This is a genomic window from Paraburkholderia lebeckiae, assembly GCF_014201005.1.
In the GTDB taxonomy this organism is placed as follows: Bacteria; Pseudomonadota; Gammaproteobacteria; order Burkholderiales; family Burkholderiaceae; genus Paraburkholderia; species Paraburkholderia tuberum.
In genome coordinates, this window is sequence record NZ_JACHDK010000013.1 from 36106 (window position 1) to 52928 (window position 16823).

Genomic DNA, 16823 nt, shown 5'->3' on the forward strand with positions numbered 1-16823 from the left:
ATGCCGGACGGCGCGCGTGTGACAAACGCGCGAGCCGTCCGCTCATCCGTCGAAATACCCCGGTTTCTCCGCCCTTATCCGCCGATCGGCGCTTGCGTCGAGCAGGAATAATCGCTGTCACTGGAAAGAGGCGCCGTGCCTCGGCCGACTGGAGAGCTTTGTGGCAGAGGACAGCGACCTCGAAAAAACCGAATCCGCCACCCCTCGGCGCCTGCAGAAGGCACGCGAGGAGGGGCAGATCGTGCGTTCGCGGGAGCTCTCGACCTTCGCCCTGCTCGCGGCGGGGTTCTACGGCGTATGGGGCATGTCGGGCAGCATCGGCGAGCATTTGCAGAACATGCTGCGTGCGTCGCTCACCTTCAACCACGCGAGCGCGTTCGACACCAGCCGCATGCTGATCGGCGCGGGCACAGCGGGTCGTGAAGGACTCTACGCGCTCGTGCCGATACTCGGCGTCACCGGACTTGCCGCGCTGCTCGCACCGATGGCGCTGGGCGGCTGGCAGCTGTCGGGGAAAGCGCTCGAGCCGAAGTTCAACCGGCTGAACCCGATCGAGGGCCTCGGCCGCATGTTTTCGATCAACGGACCGATCCAGCTCGGCATGTCGCTCGCGAAGACGCTGGTGGTGGGGTTGATCGGCGGCACGGCGATCTGGAATCGCCACGAGCAATTCCTCGCGCTCGCGACGCAGCCGCTCAATCTCGCGCTCGCCAACTCCGTGCATCTGATCGCGGTGTGCTGCGGCATGACGGTGGCCGGCATGTTCGCGGTGGCCGCGCTCGACGTGCCGTACCAGCTGTGGTCGTTCCACAAGAAGCTGCGCATGACGAAGGAAGAAGTGAAGCGTGAACATCGCGAGAGCGAAGGCGATCCGCACATCAAGGGCAAGATTCGCCAGCAGCAGCGCGCGATCGCGCGGCGCCGCATGATGGCCCAAGTGCCGAAGGCCGACGTGGTCGTGACGAACCCGACGCACTTCGCGGTCGCGCTGCAATACACGGATGGCGAGATGCGCGCGCCGAAGGTGGTCGCGAAGGGCGTGAACCTCGTGGCCGCGCGGATTCGCGAGATCGCCGCCGAAAACAACGTGCCGCTGCTCGAAGCGCCGCCGCTCGCGCGTGCGCTCTATCACAACGTCGATCTGAATCGCGAGATTCCGGGGCCGCTCTATGGCGCGGTCGCGGAAGTGCTCGCGTGGGTCTATCAGCTGCGCCGCTTCAAGGCCGAAGGCGGCGACGTGCCGGTCGCGCCGACCGAACTCGACGTGCCGCCCGAACTCGACAAGGGCGGCGTATCGGACGAGGACGCCGCCGAGGAAGCCGCCAACACGCTGAACCCGACCGACGACAACCCCAACGACGCCACTAGCGGCGACAACAACGGAGCCTCCGCATGAACGCTCGCGCCGGTTTCCTCGCCCGACGGCCGGATGCGCTGAGCAGCACCAACCTGCGCGCCCTCGCCGGGCCGGTGCTGATCTGCATGATCCTCGGCATGATGATTCTGCCGTTGCCGCCGTTCCTGCTGGATCTGCTGTTCACGTTCAACATCGCGCTGTCGGTGATGGTGCTGCTCGTCAGCATGTACACGATGAAGCCGCTCGACTTCGCCGCGTTCCCGAGCGTGCTGCTGTTCTCGACGCTGCTGCGGCTGTCGCTGAACGTCGCCTCGACGCGGGTCGTGCTGCTCGAAGGCCATACCGGTCCCGATGCGGCCGGTCAGGTGATCGAGTCGTTCGGCCACTTCCTCGTGGGCGGCAACTTCGCGGTTGGTATCGTCGTATTCGTGATCCTGATGGTGATCAACTTCATGGTGATCACCAAGGGCGCGGGGCGGATCGCCGAAGTGTCCGCGCGCTTCACGCTCGACGCGATGCCCGGCAAGCAGATGGCGATCGACGCCGATCTGAACGCCGGCCTCATCAACGAAGAGCAGGCTCGCACGCGGCGCAAGGAGATCTCTCAGGAAGCCGAGTTCTACGGCTCGATGGACGGTGCGAGCAAGTTCGTGCGAGGCGATGCGGTCGCCGGCCTCCTGATCATGGTGATCAACATCATCGGCGGGCTGATCGTCGGGATGGTCCAGCACGACATGAGTTTTGCCGCGGCGGGCAAGAACTACACGCTGCTGACGATCGGCGACGGCCTCGTCGCGCAGATTCCGTCGCTGGTGATTTCGACGGCGGCCGGCGTGATCGTCTCGCGCGTCGCGACCAACGAGGACATCGGCACGCAGCTGACCGGCCAGCTGTTCACGAACCCGCGCGTGCTGATGATCACCGGCTGCATTCTCGTGCTGATGGGCCTGATCCCGGGCATGCCGCACTTCGCGTTCCTGATTCTCGGCGGCGGCCTGATCCAGCTCGGCCGCACGATGAAGAAGCGCACCGAGGAGCGCAAGAACGCACCGGCGCTCGTCGACGTCGCGCCGGCCGCGCTGGCGCCGGTCGAAAACGCCGAGGCGAGCTGGGACGACGTGACGATGATCGACACGCTCGGTCTCGAAGTCGGCTACCGGTTGATTCCGCTCGTCGACAAGAACTCGGACGGCGAGCTGCTCAAGCGGATCAAGAGCATCCGCAAGAAGTTCGCGCAGGAAATCGGTTTCTTGCCGCCGGTCATTCATATCCGCGACAACCTCGAATTGCGGCCGAACGGCTATCGGATCGCGTTGAAGGGCGTCGAGGTCGGCTCGGGCGAGGCGTATCCGGGCCAGTGGCTCGCGATCAACCCGGGCCAGGTATCGGCCGCGCTGCCGGGCACGCCGACCCAGGACCCGGCGTTCGGCCTGCCCGCCATCTGGATCGACACGAATCTGCGCGAACAGGCGCAGGTATACGGCTACACGGTCGTCGATTCGAGCACGGTGATCGCGACGCACCTGAATCACCTCGTCGTCACGCACGCGTCGGAGCTGCTCGGCCGCCGCGAGGTGCAGTCGCTGGTCGAGCGGATGCAGAAGGACACGGCGTCGCTCGTCGACGATCTGGTGCCGAAGATGCTGCCGCTCACCACGCTGCAAAAGGTGCTGCAGAACCTGCTCGAAGAAGGCGTGCCGATTCGCGACATGCGCACGATCCTCGAAGCGCTCGCCGAACACGCGACCAAGCTCACCGACCCGCACGACCTCACCGCCGCGGTGCGGCTCGCGCTGGGCCGCGCGATCACGCAGCAGTGGTTCCCCGGCACCGCCGACATGCAGGTGATGGGCCTCGACGCGAACCTCGAACGGGTGCTGTCGCAGGCGCTATCGACCGGACCGAACCCGGGCCTCGAACCGGGTCTCGCGAACACGCTGCTCACCGAAACGCAGAAAGCGATGACGCGTCAGCAGAACCTTGGCCTCGCTCCGGTGCTGCTGGTGCAACACGCACTGCGGCCGATGCTCGCGCGCTTCCTGCGCCGCAGCCTGCCGCAGCTGAAGGTGCTCTCGTATGCGGAAGTGCCCGATACGCGCAACGTCAAGGTGGTCAATCTGATCGGCGCGCACGGCTGACGAAGGTCGCTCGCTCGCGGCTGTCGATACAACGCAAACCGGCGCTCCAATGGGGCGCCGGTTTGCGTTTGCACGGCTCTCCCAGGCTCGTCGAACGATGCGTCTGCGGTGTGTCCATCGCGCGAATTACCCACCTTTAACGGTCTTTATCCATCGATCGTCGCCCGACGCCTTTCGCAATAATTGATCGCAATGGGAAGCGGTGTATTGCCGGTCCGTCAGTCCGTATACCTCATCGGGGGTCCAGCTTGAACATTCGTAAATTTGTCGGTGCTACCAGTCGCGACGCGCTGCGTCTCGTTCGCGAAGCACTTGGCCCCGATGCGGTCGTGCTGTCGAATCGCACGATGGACGACGGCAGCGTCGAAATCGTCGCGCTCGCCGATAGCGATCTCGCCGCGATCACGCCGAAAGCGCGCGAAGGCGCGCAGGCCGCGGCGCTCGGCACGGGCTCAGGTGCGGCATCGACGCTGGCGCCGCGCGGCTTGTTCGCGGCGCCGACGAATCCGTACGCGAGCGCAATGCCGGACGTGTTTTCGTCGGTGTTCGGCGCGAGCCCGGAAGCGGGTGGTGAAGCGACGCCGGCGATCGAGCCGGCGAATGCGGCTGCGGATTTCATGGCCGCCGCGTTGCCCGGCAATCCGCCAGTCGCCCCGGCGATGCTGGGCACGACCGGCGCGTCCGCGGCCATCGCGACAGGCGCCGCGCCCGCCGTGAGCCAGTCGGCCTCCAGCGCGGCCACATCGTTCAACGCACCGGCCACGGGCGCCGCTGCCGCCACGCCTTCCGGCGCGAGCGCCCGCGCCGCGGCCGCGCGCCTGTCGAAAGACATCCGCGCGGATTTGCTGAAAGCTGCCGGCGGGCCGGTACCGCCGGCTATCGCATCGAGCGAAGCCGCCGCGCCGCGCACGATGGCGGAGTCGAATCCGTGGCTCATCGATCACGCGCGCCGCATCGCGGCCGAGCAGCAGCAACAGAGCGGCCAATACAGCGCGCGTCCCGCCGCGATGACGCCCGCCGTCGCGACCGCCAAAGGCCTCGGCAGCGCGGTCGACGCGCGGCCGGCCGCCGTGCCGCCGCTGCTCGACACGCCCGACTGGGCGCGCGAAGCCGCCGAAGTCGCCGCGCGCCGCGCCGCTCAGAAGATCGCACCCGTGCCGTCCGCTACTGACGAAAGCCGCACGCCGTCCGCCGTCGCCGAAGCGATCAAGGGGCGCATGGAGCAGGTCGTCAAGGACACCGTGATGAACGAGCTGTCGTCGATGCGCGACATGATGGAAGAGCACTTCGCGGGTCTGCTGTGGGGCGATCGACAGCGCCGCAGTCCCGCACGCGCCGCGCTCACCAAGCATCTGTTCGCCGCCGGCTTTTCCGCGCAGCTCGTGCAGATGCTGGTCGACAACCTGCCCGAAGATGTCGACACGATGGACGGCGGCATGGACTGGGTGCGCTCGGTGCTCGAGTCGAACCTGCCGGTGATGGAGGACGAAGACGCGCTGATGGAGCGCGGCGGCGTATTCGCGCTGATGGGGCCGACCGGCGTCGGCAAGACGACGACCACCGCGAAGCTCGCAGCGCGCTGCGTGATGCGCTTCGGCGCGAGCAAGGTGGCGCTGCTGACGACCGACAGCTACCGCATCGGTGGTCATGAACAGTTGCGCATCTTCGGCAAGATTCTCGGCGTTTCGGTGCATGCGGTGAAGGACAGCGCCGATCTGCAGCTCGCGCTCTCGGAATTGCGCAACAAGCACATCGTGCTGATCGACACGATCGGTATGAGCCAGCGCGACCGGCTCGTGTCCGACCAGATCGCGATGCTAAGCCGCGCCGGCCAGCCGGTGCAGCGTCTGTTGCTGCTCAACGCGACGAGCCACGGCGACACGCTGAACGAAGTCGTGCAGGCGTATCAGCGCGCGCCGGACCAGCAGCCGCTCGCCGGCTGCATTCTGACCAAGCTCGACGAAGCGACCAACCTCGGCGGCGTGCTAGATACGGTGATCCGCTACAAGCTGCCGGTGCATTACGTATCGACCGGACAGAAGGTGCCGGAGAACCTTTACGTCGCGACGAAAAAATTCCTGATCAAGAGCACCTTCTGCATTCCGCGCGACAACTCGCCGTTCGTGCCGCACGACGACGACATCCCCGCGTTGCTGTCCTCGCTGTCCGCACGTTCGACGGCCGAGCTGCACGAGGTTCGCTTTGGATAAGTTCGTTTCAGATCAAGCCGAAGGGTTGCGGCGGCTGCTCGCGCGGGGCGGCGCGCGCGTGATCGCGTTGGCGGCTGCGTCGTCGGGCGTCGGCAGTACGACCGTGGCGGTCAACCTCGCCGCGGCGCTCGCACAGCAGGGCAAGGACGTGCTGGTGATCGACGAATGCGTCGGTGAGAGATCGGTGAGCGCGATGCTTGGCGGCTTGCGCGGCGCGGGCAACTTCGCGGCGGTGATGCGCGGCGAGAGCCCGGTCGATTTCGCCGCCGCGCGTCACGCGCTCGGCTTTTCGGTGCTGTCCGCCTCGCGCAACAACCGCGAGGGGCATACGGAGGCCGAACTCAGTGCGCTGCTCGGCGGCTCGGCCGATATCGTGCTGATCGACGCGCAGCTCGACGACGAAGGGCATCTGTCGCCGCTCGCGAAGCAGGCGCATGACGTGATGATCGTCGCGCGCATGTCGGGCGAGGCGATCACCGAGGCCTATGCGTGCATCAAGCGTTTGCATTACGCACACGCAATCGCGCAGTTGCGCGTGCTCGCGAATCACGTGCAAAGCGCCAACGACGCGCAAGCCGCGTTCGCGAATCTCGCCGGCGTGGCCGGCCGTTACCTGACCGTCGCGTTGGAAAACGCCGGCTGCATTGCGGCCGACGTGCGCATCGCACGGGCACTCGAGCTGTCGCGCTGCGTGGTCGACGCGTTCCCGTCGACACCGGCCGCGCGCGACTTCCGCCATCTCGCCGCCGAATTGCAGTACTGGCCGATGCGGCCAGCGATGTCGTCGCAAACGCCCTGGCGGGCGCCTGCGACAGTTACAGCGGCGCACCACGCCGACCAACCGTCCGCGCATCACGCTTAAAAGGCGTGCACGAAGGACAAGGGGAGCACGATGTACAACGCTCAGGGAAAGATTTCTCAGGCCGAAGTTTTGACGAAGTACGCACCGCTCGTGCGTCGACTCGGCTTGCAGCTTGTCGCGAAAATGCCGGCGAGCGTCGATCTCGACGACCTGATCCAGGCCGGCATGATCGGTTTGCTGGATGCCGCCGGCCGCTACAAGGAAGACCAGGGCGCGCAGTTCGAGACGTATGCAAGCCAGCGGATTCGCGGCGCGATGCTCGACGAGCTGCGCAGCAACGACTGGCTGCCGCGCAGCCTGCGCCGCACGTCGCGCGAAGTGGAATCAGCGGTGCACAAGGTGGAGCAGAACCTCGGCCGCTCGGCGAGCGAGGCGGAGGTCGCCGAGCACCTGCAAATGCCGCTCGAGGAATATCAGTCGATGCTGCAGGACCTGCATGGCAGCCAGCTGATCTACTACGAAGACTTCGACCGCTCCGCCGACGACGAACCTTTTCTGGACCGCTACTGCGTCGATCACTCCGACCCGCTCTCGGCGCTGCTCGACGACAGCCTGCGCTCGGCGCTCATCGAAGCGATCGACCGCTTGCCGGAGCGCGAGAAGCTGCTGATGTCGCTGTACTACGAGCGCGGCATGAATCTGCGCGAGATCGGCGCGGTGATGGAAGTCAGCGAATCGCGCGTGTGCCAGTTGCATAGCCAGGCCGTGGCACGCCTGCGCACCCGACTGCGCGAAATGGCCTGGGCGAACGCCGAAACGAACTGACGCCACCGCGGCGCAGCACGCCGTTTTTCAAGCGCTGCTTTCAAATGCGGCGGTGCGCCGATGCCGATGCGCGCCTGTGCCGCCTACCGTTGCTCAGGCGTTCGCCATCTCATGCTCGGCGGCGAGCGCGAGAAACGCCGAGCGCGACATACCGCGCGCCTGCGCATACGCGTCGATCTCCTGCACCAGCACTTCGGGCAGCGAGATGTTGATGCGAACCGCCTTCTTCAACGCCGGAATATTGCGCGTCGTCACGAAACCCCATGTGAACCCCGCGAACTCGGGATTGCGCCGATGCTCGCCTAGCGTGAGAGGCTCGGGCAGTGGCAGCCCTTCGTCGAGCAAGGTTTCGAGATGCGATTCGATTGCCTCTTTCGCGTTCACATACGCTTGTTCGAGTGTGTCGCCCGCGGAGTAGCAGCCTGGAATATCGGGCACCACGACGCCGAACGCGTGCGTGTTGTCTCCGGGTTCGATGGCGATCGGAAAGATCAGATGCTTCATTTGAGCCCCGCCTGTTTCAGAATGCTGTTCAGCGTGCCGGCCGGCAAATCTTTTTTCGGATGCGGGACGGTCACGAGCCCCCGTTTTCCCGGGTGCCTGAAATGATGGTGACTGCCCGCTGTGCGAACGAGCTGCCAGCCGTTCGCTTGAATCAATTTGACGACCTCGGCACTGTTCATACATCATACCCTCTATTATACACACGCCTACACAAACTAACGAGCAAACAAGATTCCACCCGCCGGATTGCGGCCATGTCGAAGCCGCGGCGTTGGCGAAAGCTCGAACGAAGTCACCATTTCAACGTGACGAGGTGGACTAGCGCCAGCTAGCCGAATGGCTAACGCAGCGCGGAACGGACAGGGAAGTGGGTGGAAAAGCGGCGGCGGAAAACGAAACAGCCCGTCGATGACGGGCTGTTTCATTCATTTCGTAGATTGCTCGATTGCAGGCCGGGCAGGCGGGCCGATCAAAGTCCCGAATAAGCCGGAACTCGTCCATCCGGCCCGTACAGATTCGTCTTGCGCGGCACGTTGACTTGCAGCGCCTTTAGCGCGCGCTCGTTGTAGTCCATCCGCACGCGGATCAGCTCGCCGTTGTTGGTGTTGACGCGCCGCGCGCGATCCGCGGCTTTCTGCAGCAGCTTCCATTGCGTCGCGACGCGCGCGTCGGTGCTGGCCGCGAGCTCCATGCCGGACCAGCCGGTCGGAAAGCCGAGTTCGGCCAGATGCGAGTCGCGCGCGGCTTCGAGCCTCGCGAGCACGCCGATCAGCTCGGTTTTCTTCTCGACGATCGCGGGCAACTGCTCCAGCGGCGAGACCGCCGTCAGCGCTTTGGTTTCGAGAGTGAGGATGGAGGCGAATGCCTCGACGGTCGAATATTCTTCGATCAAGGTAGCAACGAGGGCGTCTTTCATATCAACAACTCGCTACGCACACTGGCTCGCGAACGGCGCGCGAACCGGGTTGGTCGGACGCCGCCCGGCAGATCACCGAGCGGCGAAATGCCGATCAGTTGCCGGTCGACGAGGTTTTGTTCTGCAACAGGTCGCGCGCCGTCTGCAGCACGCCGTCGGCGATCTTGGCGGAGTCGATCTGCAGCGTGCCGTCCTTGATCGCCTGTTTGATCGACTCGACGTGCGCCGTGTCGATGTCGGCTGAGCCGGAGGCCGCGAGGCTGCGCAGATGCTGCGACAGACCCGACAGGCTCACGCTCGTGTCGCCCGACGCGCTGCTCGCGGCCGGCGCGGCCGTGCTCGTCGCGCCCTGCGTGGTGCTGGCTGCCGGCGTGGCTTCGTCGCCCTGCTGTGAACGGGACAAAGCGTCTTTCAACGACGGCAGATTTGAAGAGGTGGTGGGATCGACTTTCACGATTGGCTTCCCTAACGATTTGATCCTGATAACGGCAACCGCTGATCAAAACTTTAGCGCAATCGTTCGACACCCGGCTCGCCGCCAGGTGGCCATCTACCCCTTTCAATCTCCGTCCGTCTGGCCTGGCCACCGGGGCGCCGACCGTTTCGACGGTGCTCGTTGCCGCCAGCCCGCTCACATCTGGATCTCCACCGTGCCGCCGTCCTTGACGATGCCGGAGATGATCTGGCCGTTGGCGGTCTTCACGCGCACCTGCTGGCCCGGCGACGCGTTGTTCATCGCGCTGCCCTCGGACGAGATCGAGAAACCGTCGCCGGCCGCGATGACCCGCACGGTCTGGCCGAACACCACCGCCGACGCGCTCTTCAGCATGTCGCGGCGCAGCGGCATGCCGCCCGCGATCCGCGCGAGCGAGACCGAGCCGACCGCCTGCGACGGGTCGGTGACGATCGCCTGCGGCAGGCCGGTCAGGTCGCCTTCGCGCGCGACGAGGTCGGCGGCCGTGAGCACTTCGCCCGGCGCCATCGCGCGGGCGGCGAGGTAGTAGGTCGCATGCAGCGAGATGCGCGCCTGCAGATAGATGGTCCACGGCCGCTCGCCCGCGCAGCGCACGCCGACCGTCAGCCGGCCCCACAGGCGCGCGCCGGTCGGCATGAACGGTTCGAGCGACGTGCACGCGGCGAGGCCGCGCGGAAACGCGGGCGCGACAGTGATGTCGGCTTTGCCGGGCAGGCCGACGGCCTGCTGTTGCAGGAACGCGAGCGCGCTCGCGTGAATCGCTTCCGGGTCCTGCTGGCCTGGCAGCGGCGCGGCTTGCGCAGCCGTCGCGGCGGTACCGGTCTGCGGCGCTCTCTGTGCAATGACGGCCGCCGGTTGGCGCGAGCCAGGCGACGTCGTGGGCGTTCTCGCGATCCCGGGATGCGCCGCCTGCGCCGCAGCGGCCGCGATCGGCTTGCCATTCGCGCCGAACTCGGGTGGCTCGCCGCGCGCGGCGAGACTGTCGAAACCGTCGCCTTGCGGCGCATTGGCCACGACCACGCGCCGATTCGCGACGCTGGCGGCCGGGCCCGCTTCGACATTGACGCGCGCGACGCCCGACGCCCCAGTGCTGGCCGCCGGCGGAATCGTCACGACGCCGATGGCGTCCGGTTTGAAGTTGGTGCGGATGATGGCCGGCGCGGCGGCAGCGGGCTCGCCCGCGCCCGGAATGACGATCGCGCCGCTTGCGCTCGCGGCACGCCCGAAGGTATCGGTGTCGCGCGACGCGCTCGCGCGGCCGAGCGACTGTGCGGTCGCCGCCGCGAGCGACGCCGCCGACGCGCTGCGCTGCGCCGGCGTCTGAATCCGTTGCGCGAGATCGTTCAGCGCGGCGGGATTTTTCTCGGCGGGCCCGGCAATCACGATCGGGCCGCCCGCATCCTGCGCCTGGGTCGTAGCCGGCAGCAACACGATACCGCCCGCAACCCATACCGCGACGTTGACGGCCGCCCGCGTCAGGCAATGCGCAAGGCAACGCGAGAAAGAGCGCGGCACCGGCTGGGCGAGCGCGCCCTCCGAATCATCGACACATTCATCGACCCGGCCACCCCCCACGCGACGCATCGTCGTGCCGCTCGCCGGCTGCGGCAGGGTGTTGGTGGGCTGGTCCATCGCGGGTCTCCATCGAATGCATCGGTACGCCTTGCATTCTAGTGAGCCCCCCTTTCGCGCAAACGTTGAATAGAAGCCCCCTTTCCCGGTTATTCGTCCGATTGCCGCTTGCGCCCGGCCCATAAGATGCATCACATGCAAAAAGGCCTTCGCACCCGCCGCGTGTCTCTCACGATGCGCGCACGGGACGGCCTTGGAAACGTTCTCGGGAGATTCCGATGCTGGACAAGCTCGATGCCGAATTCGCGTTCGGCCGGCAGGCGATGGATGTGCGCGCATACCGGCAGGAACTGCTGTCGTCGAATATCGCGAACGCCGACACGCCCGGCTACAAGGCGCGCGATATCGACTTCGCGTCGTCGCTCGCCGGCGCGCTGAAGAAGACGGGCGGCAGCACCGCGGGCCAAGGCGCATCGAACAGCTCGACGCTCGCGATGACGCAACCCGCGGGCGTGACGAGCGGCATGTCGATGAACACGACCGAGGCCGGCCACATGAGCGGTAAGGCCACACTGACGGCGACGGGCGGCAGCCCCGACGATTACGGCAACCTGCAATACCGGATCCCGCTGCAGCCGGCGCTCGACGGCAACACGGTCGACGTCGATACCGAGCGCGTGCAGTTCGCCGACAACACGGTGCACTTCGAGTCGGGTATGACGGTCGTGTCGAACCAGATCAAGACGATGCTGTCGGCGATCACGTCGGGCTCGTCGTAAGCCCGGCCCGCCGCACGGCACGCAAGCAGAGCGCAAAGCAGCTGAATACAGGCAGCACGCAGGCACGAACAGAAACGCTACGGGACTTAACGTAAAGCCGGTGCGAACCGGCAGGAGAGGTCAGGAAACATGCCATCCCTGATGAATATTTTTGGTGTCGCGGGCTCCGCGATGTCGGCGCAGTCGGAGCGGCTCAACGTGACGGCGTCGAACCTCGCCAACGCGGACAGCACGACGGGTCCCGACGGTCAGCCGTACAAGGCCAAGCAGGTCGTGTTCGCGGTGAGCCCGCTCGGCGGCGCGCGCACACGCTCCGGCCAGCAGGTCGGCGGCGTGCAGGTGACCGGCGTGGTCGACGATCCGTCGCCGATGAAGACCGCGTACGAACCCGGCAATCCGGCCGCCGACGCGAACGGCTACGTGACGCTGCCCAACGTCGACCCGGTGCAGGAGATGGTCAACATGATCTCGGCCTCGCGCTCGTACCAGGCCAACGTCGAAACGCTGAACACCGCCAAAACCCTGATGCTGAAAACGCTCACGATCGGAACCTGAGGAGAGAGCCTTGACCACCAACACCACGATCGGCGGCAGCGGCACGACCGTTTCGCAGACGCTGCTCGACACGATGAACGGCACGAGCAGCAGCTCGAGCGCGACCGGCTCGACGAGCAGCACGTCGGGCACGTCGGCGGCGGACTTGCAGAACACCTTTCTGCAACTGCTCGTCGCGCAAATGAAGAACCAGGACCCGACCAATCCGATGGACAGCTCGCAGATGACCTCGCAGCTCGCCCAGATCAGCACGGTGCAGGGCATCAGCCAGCTCAATACGTCGCTCACCTCGCTGTCGACGCAGCTGTCGGCGGGCCAGCAGTCGCAGGCCGCGCTGCTGATCGGTTCGACCGTGCTCGCACCGGGCAACTCGATCACCGTGTCGAGCGGCAAGACGAACGAGTTCGGCGTCACGCTCGCGAACTCCGTCAGCGACCTGCAGATCGTCGTGAAGAACTCGGCCGGCACGATCGTCAACACGCTCGATCTCGGCAAGCAGTCGGCCGGCACGATTCCGGTTGGCTGGACGCCGACCGATTCGGCGGGCAACACGCTCGCCGACGGCACCTACACGATCACCGCGACAGGCACGATCAACGGCCAGCAGGCGACGGCTACCACGCTCACCGGCGCGACGGTGGAAAGCGTCGTCCAGCAGAGCAGCGGCACGCCGGGCCTCGTGCTGTCGAACGGCTCGACGGTCGACCTGACCGGCGTCGCGGCGATCCTGTAGTCCGGATCCATTCAGTTACGACTTTACAGATACGGAGTACGTCATGAGTTACCAAACAGGTTTGAGCGGTCTGTCGGCGTCGTCGAGCGATCTCGACGTGATCGGCAACAACATCGCCAACGCCAACACCGTCGGCTTCAAGAGCGGCACCGCGGAATTCGCCGACATGTACGCCAATTCGGTCGCGACCGCGACGAGCCAGCAGATCGGTATCGGTACGCAACTGTCCGAAGTGCAGCAGCAATTCTCGCAAGGCACGCTCACGACGACGAACCAGGCACTGAACGTCGCGATCAACGGCAACGGCTTCTTCCAGATGTCGAACAACGGCACGCTGACCTATTCGCGCAACGGCGTGTTTCAGCTCGACAAGAACGGCTTCATCACGAACGCGCAGGGCCTCGATCTGATGGGCTACGCGGCCAATGGCTCGGGCATCATCAACACCGCGCAGACCGTGCCGCTGACGGTGCCGACCGCGAACATCGCGCCGCAGGCGACCACCTCGATCACCGCGGGCCTGAACCTGAACGCGCAGGACAACATCATGCTCGGCGCGCCGACGGCGACGCCGGGCGCCGGCAACACCGGCACACTGAGCACGACCGGCGCGACGATCACCAACGCGGCAGCGGGCACCAACACCGACAATTACACGATCAACTTCACGAGCCCGACCACCTACACGGTCACGGACAACACGCTCGGCACGACCACGGCGTCGCAGACCTACACGTCCGGCACCGCGATCACGCTCGGCAACGGCGAGAGCATCACATTCAGCGGCACGCCGGTGGCCACCGACAGCTACACGATCACGCAGAACCCGACCACGTTCAACCAGAGCAGCTCGTCGACCTACAACTACTCGACGAGCACGACCGTCTACGACACGCTCGGCGGCTCGCAGACGGTCAACATGTACTTCGCGAAGACGGGCTCGGGCACGTGGAACGTATACGCGGGCCCGTCGACCGGCACCGCGACCCTGATCGGCACGGCGAACTTCAATTCATCGGGCACGCTGGTCAGCACGACCGACGCGACGACCGGCCTCGCGACCGCGACGCTCGGCGCGTTCACCATGTCGCTTCCGACCACCGACGGTTCGGGCACGCCGCAGAACGTCACGCTGAACATGGCCGGCACCACGCAGTACGGCGGCAAGGACGGCGTGAACAGCCTGTCGACCGACGGCTATGCGGCGGGCACGCTGACGAGCTTCACGGTCGGCTCCGACGGCACGCTGACCGGCAACTACTCGAACGGCCAGACCGCGGCGCTCGGCCAGATCGTGCTCGCGAACTTCTCGAACCAGAACGGCCTCGTCGACCTCGGCAACAACGAGTACGGCCAGACGGCTGCCTCGGGCGTCGCGCAGATTTCGACGCCGGGCTCGACCAATCACGGCGTGCTGCAAGGCGGCGCGGTCGAGAACTCGAACGTCGATCTGACGAGCGAGCTGGTCAACCTGATCACCGCGCAACGCAACTATCAGGCGAACGCGCAGACGATCAAGACCCAGCAGGCCGTCGACCAGACCCTGATCAACCTGTAAGCGAACGGGACCTCTTCATGGATCGGCTGATCTACACCGCGATGTCAGGCAGCGCCCAGGCGCTCGAACAGCAGGCGATCGTCGCGAACAACCTCGCGAACGCGTCGACCACGGGCTTTCGCGCGCAGCTCGAAACCTTCCGTGCCGTGCCGATGTCGTTCGGCGACGGCAGCACGATCAACGACGACACGACCCGCACCTTCGTGCTGTCGTCGACACCGGGCGCCGACTATACGCCGGGGCCGATCCAGCAGACGGGCAATCCGCTCGACGTCGCGATTCAGGGGCCGGGCTGGCTGTCGGTGCAGACCGCCGACGGCAACGAGGCCTACACGCGCGCGGGCAATCTGCACATCGACGAAAACGGCCAGCTCGTGAACGCGACCAATCAGGTCGTGCTCGGCAACGGCGGGCCGGTATCGGTGCCGCCGGGCGCACAGATCACGATCGGCAAGGACGGCACGGTGTCGGCATTGACGCCGGGCGATCCGCCCACCGCTGTGGTCACCGTCGATCAGCTGAAGCTGGTCAATCCCGATCCGCAGTCGCTCACGCGCGGCGATGACGGTCTGTTTCGCACCGCCGACGGCAACCCCGCCGACGCCGATCCGACCGTGACGCTCGCGCCGGCGTCGCTCGAGGGCAGCAACGTGAATCCGGTCAGCGCGATGGTCTCGATGATCACCAACGCGCGCCAGTTCCAGATGCAGACGCAGTTGCTGGAAAACGCCGACAAGAACGATCAGTCCGCCAACCAGCTGCTCAGCTTCAGCTAACGGATTGCCGCGCGGGGCGCCCTACGAGGCGCGCTCCGAGACAGCTTTGCATGGGTCCGGAGCAAGCGCTAAAGCGCCAACTCCGCCCGACATTGGAGAACCATAAGTGAACCGCTCACTGTATATCGCCGCCACCGGCATGAATGCGCAACAGGCGCAGATGGACGTGATCTCGAACAACCTCGCGAACGTCAGCACCAACGGCTTCAAGGGCTCGCGCGCGGTGTTCGAGGATCTGCTGTACCAGACCATCCGCCAGCCGGGCGCGAACTCGACGCAGCAAACCGAACTGCCGTCCGGCATCCAGCTCGGCACCGGCGTGCAACAGGTCGCGACCGAGCGTCTGTACACGCAGGGCAACCTGCAGCAGACCGGCAACTCGAAGGACGTCGCGATCAATGGCGCGGGCTTCTTCCAGGTGCAGATGCCCGACGGCACGACGGCCTACACGCGCGACGGCTCGTTCCAGACCAACGCGCAGGGTCAGCTCGTCACGTCGAGCGGCTACCAGGTGATTCCGGCGATCACGATCCCGACCAATGCGACCTCGCTGACGATCGGCAGCGACGGCGCAGTGTCGATCACCGTGGCCGGCTCGAGCAACACGCAGCAGCTCGGCACGATGCAGCTCGCGACCTTCATCAACCCGGCCGGTCTCGACTCGAAGGGCGAGAATCTGTTCGCGGAGACCGCGTCGTCGGGTGCGCCGAACGTGTCGCAACCGGGTCTGAACGCCGCGGGCACGCTCAACCAGGGTTACGTGGAAGCGTCGAACGTGAACGTCGTACAGGAGCTGGTGAACATGATCCAGACGCAGCGCGCGTACGAAATCAACAGCAAGGCCGTGACGACCTCCGACCAGATGCTGCAGACCTTGAGCCAGATGCAGGTTTGAGGACTGGAAATTTAAGGCGGTAAACGATGATGTCGCACTCCACTCGCACTCCGGTTCATTCGCGCACGGCCGAGGCGCTCGTGCAGCTCACGCTGCTCGCCGCGCTCGGCGGCTGCGCACTCGTGCCGAAGCAACCGATCACGCAACAGCCGATGAGCGCGCTGCCGCCGGTGCCGCCGCAGGCGCAGGCGCCGGGCTCGATCTACAACCCGGGCTACGCGGGCCGTCCACTGTTCGAAGATCAGCGGCCGCGCAACGTGGGCGACATCATCACGATCGTGATCGCCGAGAACATCAACGCGACGAAGTCGTCGGGCGCGAATGCGAACCGCAACGGCAACACGAACTTCAACGTGCCGACCGCGGGCTTCCTCGGCGGACTGTTCGCCAAGACCAACCTCAGCGCGGCCGGCACCAACGGCTTTGCCGGCACCGGCGGCGCGAATGCGTCGAATACGTTCAACGGCACGATCACGGTGACCGTGACCGGCGTGCAGGCGAACGGCAACCTGATCGTGAGCGGTGAGAAGCAGATGCTGATCAATCAGGGCAACGAGTTCGTGCGCTTCTCGGGCGTCGTCAATCCCAACACGATTTCGAGCCTGAATGCCGTGTACTCGACCCAGGTCGCCGACGCGAAAATCGAATACTCCGCGAAGGGCTACATAGACGAAGCGGAGACCATGGGCTGGCTGCAGCGGTTCTTCCTCAACGTGTCGCCGTGGTGA

At 65.8% G+C, this 16823-nt stretch carries 17 protein-coding genes; 12 read left to right on the forward strand and 5 right to left on the reverse strand.

Going from position 1 to position 16823, the window contains the following annotated elements; all coding sequences use genetic code 11:
* The first annotated feature begins 160 nt into the window (after positions 1 to 160).
* The 5 genes from flhB (at position 161) to HDG39_RS23005 (ending at position 7332) form a co-directional block, all read left to right on the forward strand.
* Complete coding sequence (flhB, locus tag HDG39_RS22985) at positions 161 to 1396, forward strand: flagellar biosynthesis protein FlhB (RefSeq protein ID WP_184008908.1); 1236 nt, start codon at positions 161 to 163, stop codon at positions 1394 to 1396.
* A complete protein-coding gene (flhA, locus tag HDG39_RS22990; protein ID WP_184008910.1) occupies positions 1393 to 3495 on the forward strand; it encodes a flagellar biosynthesis protein FlhA in 2103 nt (700 codons plus the stop codon). The genes flhB and flhA overlap by 4 nt, the downstream gene beginning before the upstream one ends.
* A 248-nt stretch (positions 3496 to 3743) precedes the next feature.
* Positions 3744 to 5705 carry a flagellar biosynthesis GTPase FlhF gene (flhF, locus tag HDG39_RS22995; RefSeq protein WP_184008912.1) on the forward strand — a complete coding sequence of 654 codons (1962 nt, stop codon included), beginning with the start codon at positions 3744 to 3746 and terminating at the stop codon, positions 5703 to 5705.
* On the forward strand, positions 5698 to 6567 hold the full coding sequence (locus tag HDG39_RS23000) for a MinD/ParA family ATP-binding protein (RefSeq protein ID WP_184008914.1): 870 nt from the start codon (positions 5698 to 5700) through the stop codon (positions 6565 to 6567). The genes flhF and HDG39_RS23000 overlap by 8 nt, the downstream gene beginning before the upstream one ends.
* A gap of 30 nt (positions 6568 to 6597) precedes the next feature.
* The gene (locus HDG39_RS23005) at positions 6598 to 7332 is read left to right on the forward strand and encodes an RNA polymerase sigma factor FliA (protein ID WP_018418774.1); all 735 of its coding nucleotides are present in this window, start codon (positions 6598 to 6600) and stop codon (positions 7330 to 7332) included.
* A gap of 93 nt (positions 7333 to 7425) precedes the next feature.
* On the opposite strand, the gene HDG39_RS23010 is transcribed toward HDG39_RS23005, so the two are convergent.
* From HDG39_RS23010 to flgA, 5 genes are all read right to left on the reverse strand, one after another.
* Positions 7426 to 7836 (reverse strand): type II toxin-antitoxin system HicB family antitoxin, encoded by a 411-nt coding sequence (locus HDG39_RS23010; RefSeq protein ID WP_090802498.1) that lies wholly within the window; start codon positions 7834 to 7836, stop codon positions 7426 to 7428.
* Positions 7833 to 8015 (reverse strand): type II toxin-antitoxin system HicA family toxin, encoded by a 183-nt coding sequence (locus tag HDG39_RS23015; protein ID WP_184008916.1) that lies wholly within the window; start codon positions 8013 to 8015, stop codon positions 7833 to 7835. Before HDG39_RS23015 ends, HDG39_RS23010 begins: the two co-directional genes overlap by 4 nt.
* A 290-nt stretch (positions 8016 to 8305) precedes the next feature.
* Complete coding sequence (locus tag HDG39_RS23020; RefSeq protein WP_018418771.1) at positions 8306 to 8752, reverse strand: flagella synthesis protein FlgN; 447 nt, start codon at positions 8750 to 8752, stop codon at positions 8306 to 8308.
* Between the two features lie 94 nt (positions 8753 to 8846).
* Positions 8847 to 9206, reverse strand: a complete 360-nt coding sequence (flgM, locus tag HDG39_RS23025) for a flagellar biosynthesis anti-sigma factor FlgM (protein WP_184008918.1) — start codon at positions 9204 to 9206, stop codon at positions 8847 to 8849.
* A 177-nt stretch (positions 9207 to 9383) separates the two neighbouring features.
* Positions 9384 to 10859 carry a flagellar basal body P-ring formation chaperone FlgA gene (gene flgA, locus HDG39_RS23030; protein ID WP_184008920.1) on the reverse strand — a complete coding sequence of 492 codons (1476 nt, stop codon included), beginning with the start codon at positions 10857 to 10859 and terminating at the stop codon, positions 9384 to 9386.
* A 218-nt stretch (positions 10860 to 11077) separates the two neighbouring features.
* Between flgA and flgB the strand changes: the two genes are divergently transcribed.
* The 7 genes from flgB to flgH all read left to right on the forward strand — a co-directional run bounded on the left by flgB (position 11078) and on the right by flgH (position 16823).
* On the forward strand, positions 11078 to 11578 hold the full coding sequence (gene flgB / locus HDG39_RS23035; protein ID WP_090802505.1) for a flagellar basal body rod protein FlgB: 501 nt from the start codon (positions 11078 to 11080) through the stop codon (positions 11576 to 11578).
* Positions 11579 to 11707: 129 nt separating this feature from the next.
* Positions 11708 to 12133 (forward strand): flagellar basal body rod protein FlgC, encoded by a 426-nt coding sequence (flgC, locus tag HDG39_RS23040; protein ID WP_026225509.1) that lies wholly within the window; start codon positions 11708 to 11710, stop codon positions 12131 to 12133.
* A 10-nt stretch (positions 12134 to 12143) separates the two neighbouring features.
* A complete protein-coding gene (locus HDG39_RS23045; RefSeq protein WP_184008922.1) occupies positions 12144 to 12866 on the forward strand; it encodes a flagellar hook assembly protein FlgD in 723 nt (240 codons plus the stop codon).
* Between the two features lie 43 nt (positions 12867 to 12909).
* Positions 12910 to 14424: a flagellar hook protein FlgE gene (locus HDG39_RS23050; protein WP_184008924.1), complete on the forward strand. Its 1515-nt coding sequence runs from the start codon at positions 12910 to 12912 to the stop codon at positions 14422 to 14424.
* 17 nt (positions 14425 to 14441) lie between these two features.
* Positions 14442 to 15200: a flagellar basal-body rod protein FlgF gene (gene flgF / locus HDG39_RS23055; protein WP_184008926.1), complete on the forward strand. Its 759-nt coding sequence runs from the start codon at positions 14442 to 14444 to the stop codon at positions 15198 to 15200.
* A 106-nt stretch (positions 15201 to 15306) separates the two neighbouring features.
* Positions 15307 to 16095 (forward strand): flagellar basal-body rod protein FlgG, encoded by a 789-nt coding sequence (gene flgG / locus HDG39_RS23060; protein WP_018418763.1) that lies wholly within the window; start codon positions 15307 to 15309, stop codon positions 16093 to 16095.
* Positions 16096 to 16124: 29 nt separating this feature from the next.
* A complete protein-coding gene (flgH, locus tag HDG39_RS23065; protein WP_184009085.1) occupies positions 16125 to 16823 on the forward strand; it encodes a flagellar basal body L-ring protein FlgH in 699 nt (232 codons plus the stop codon).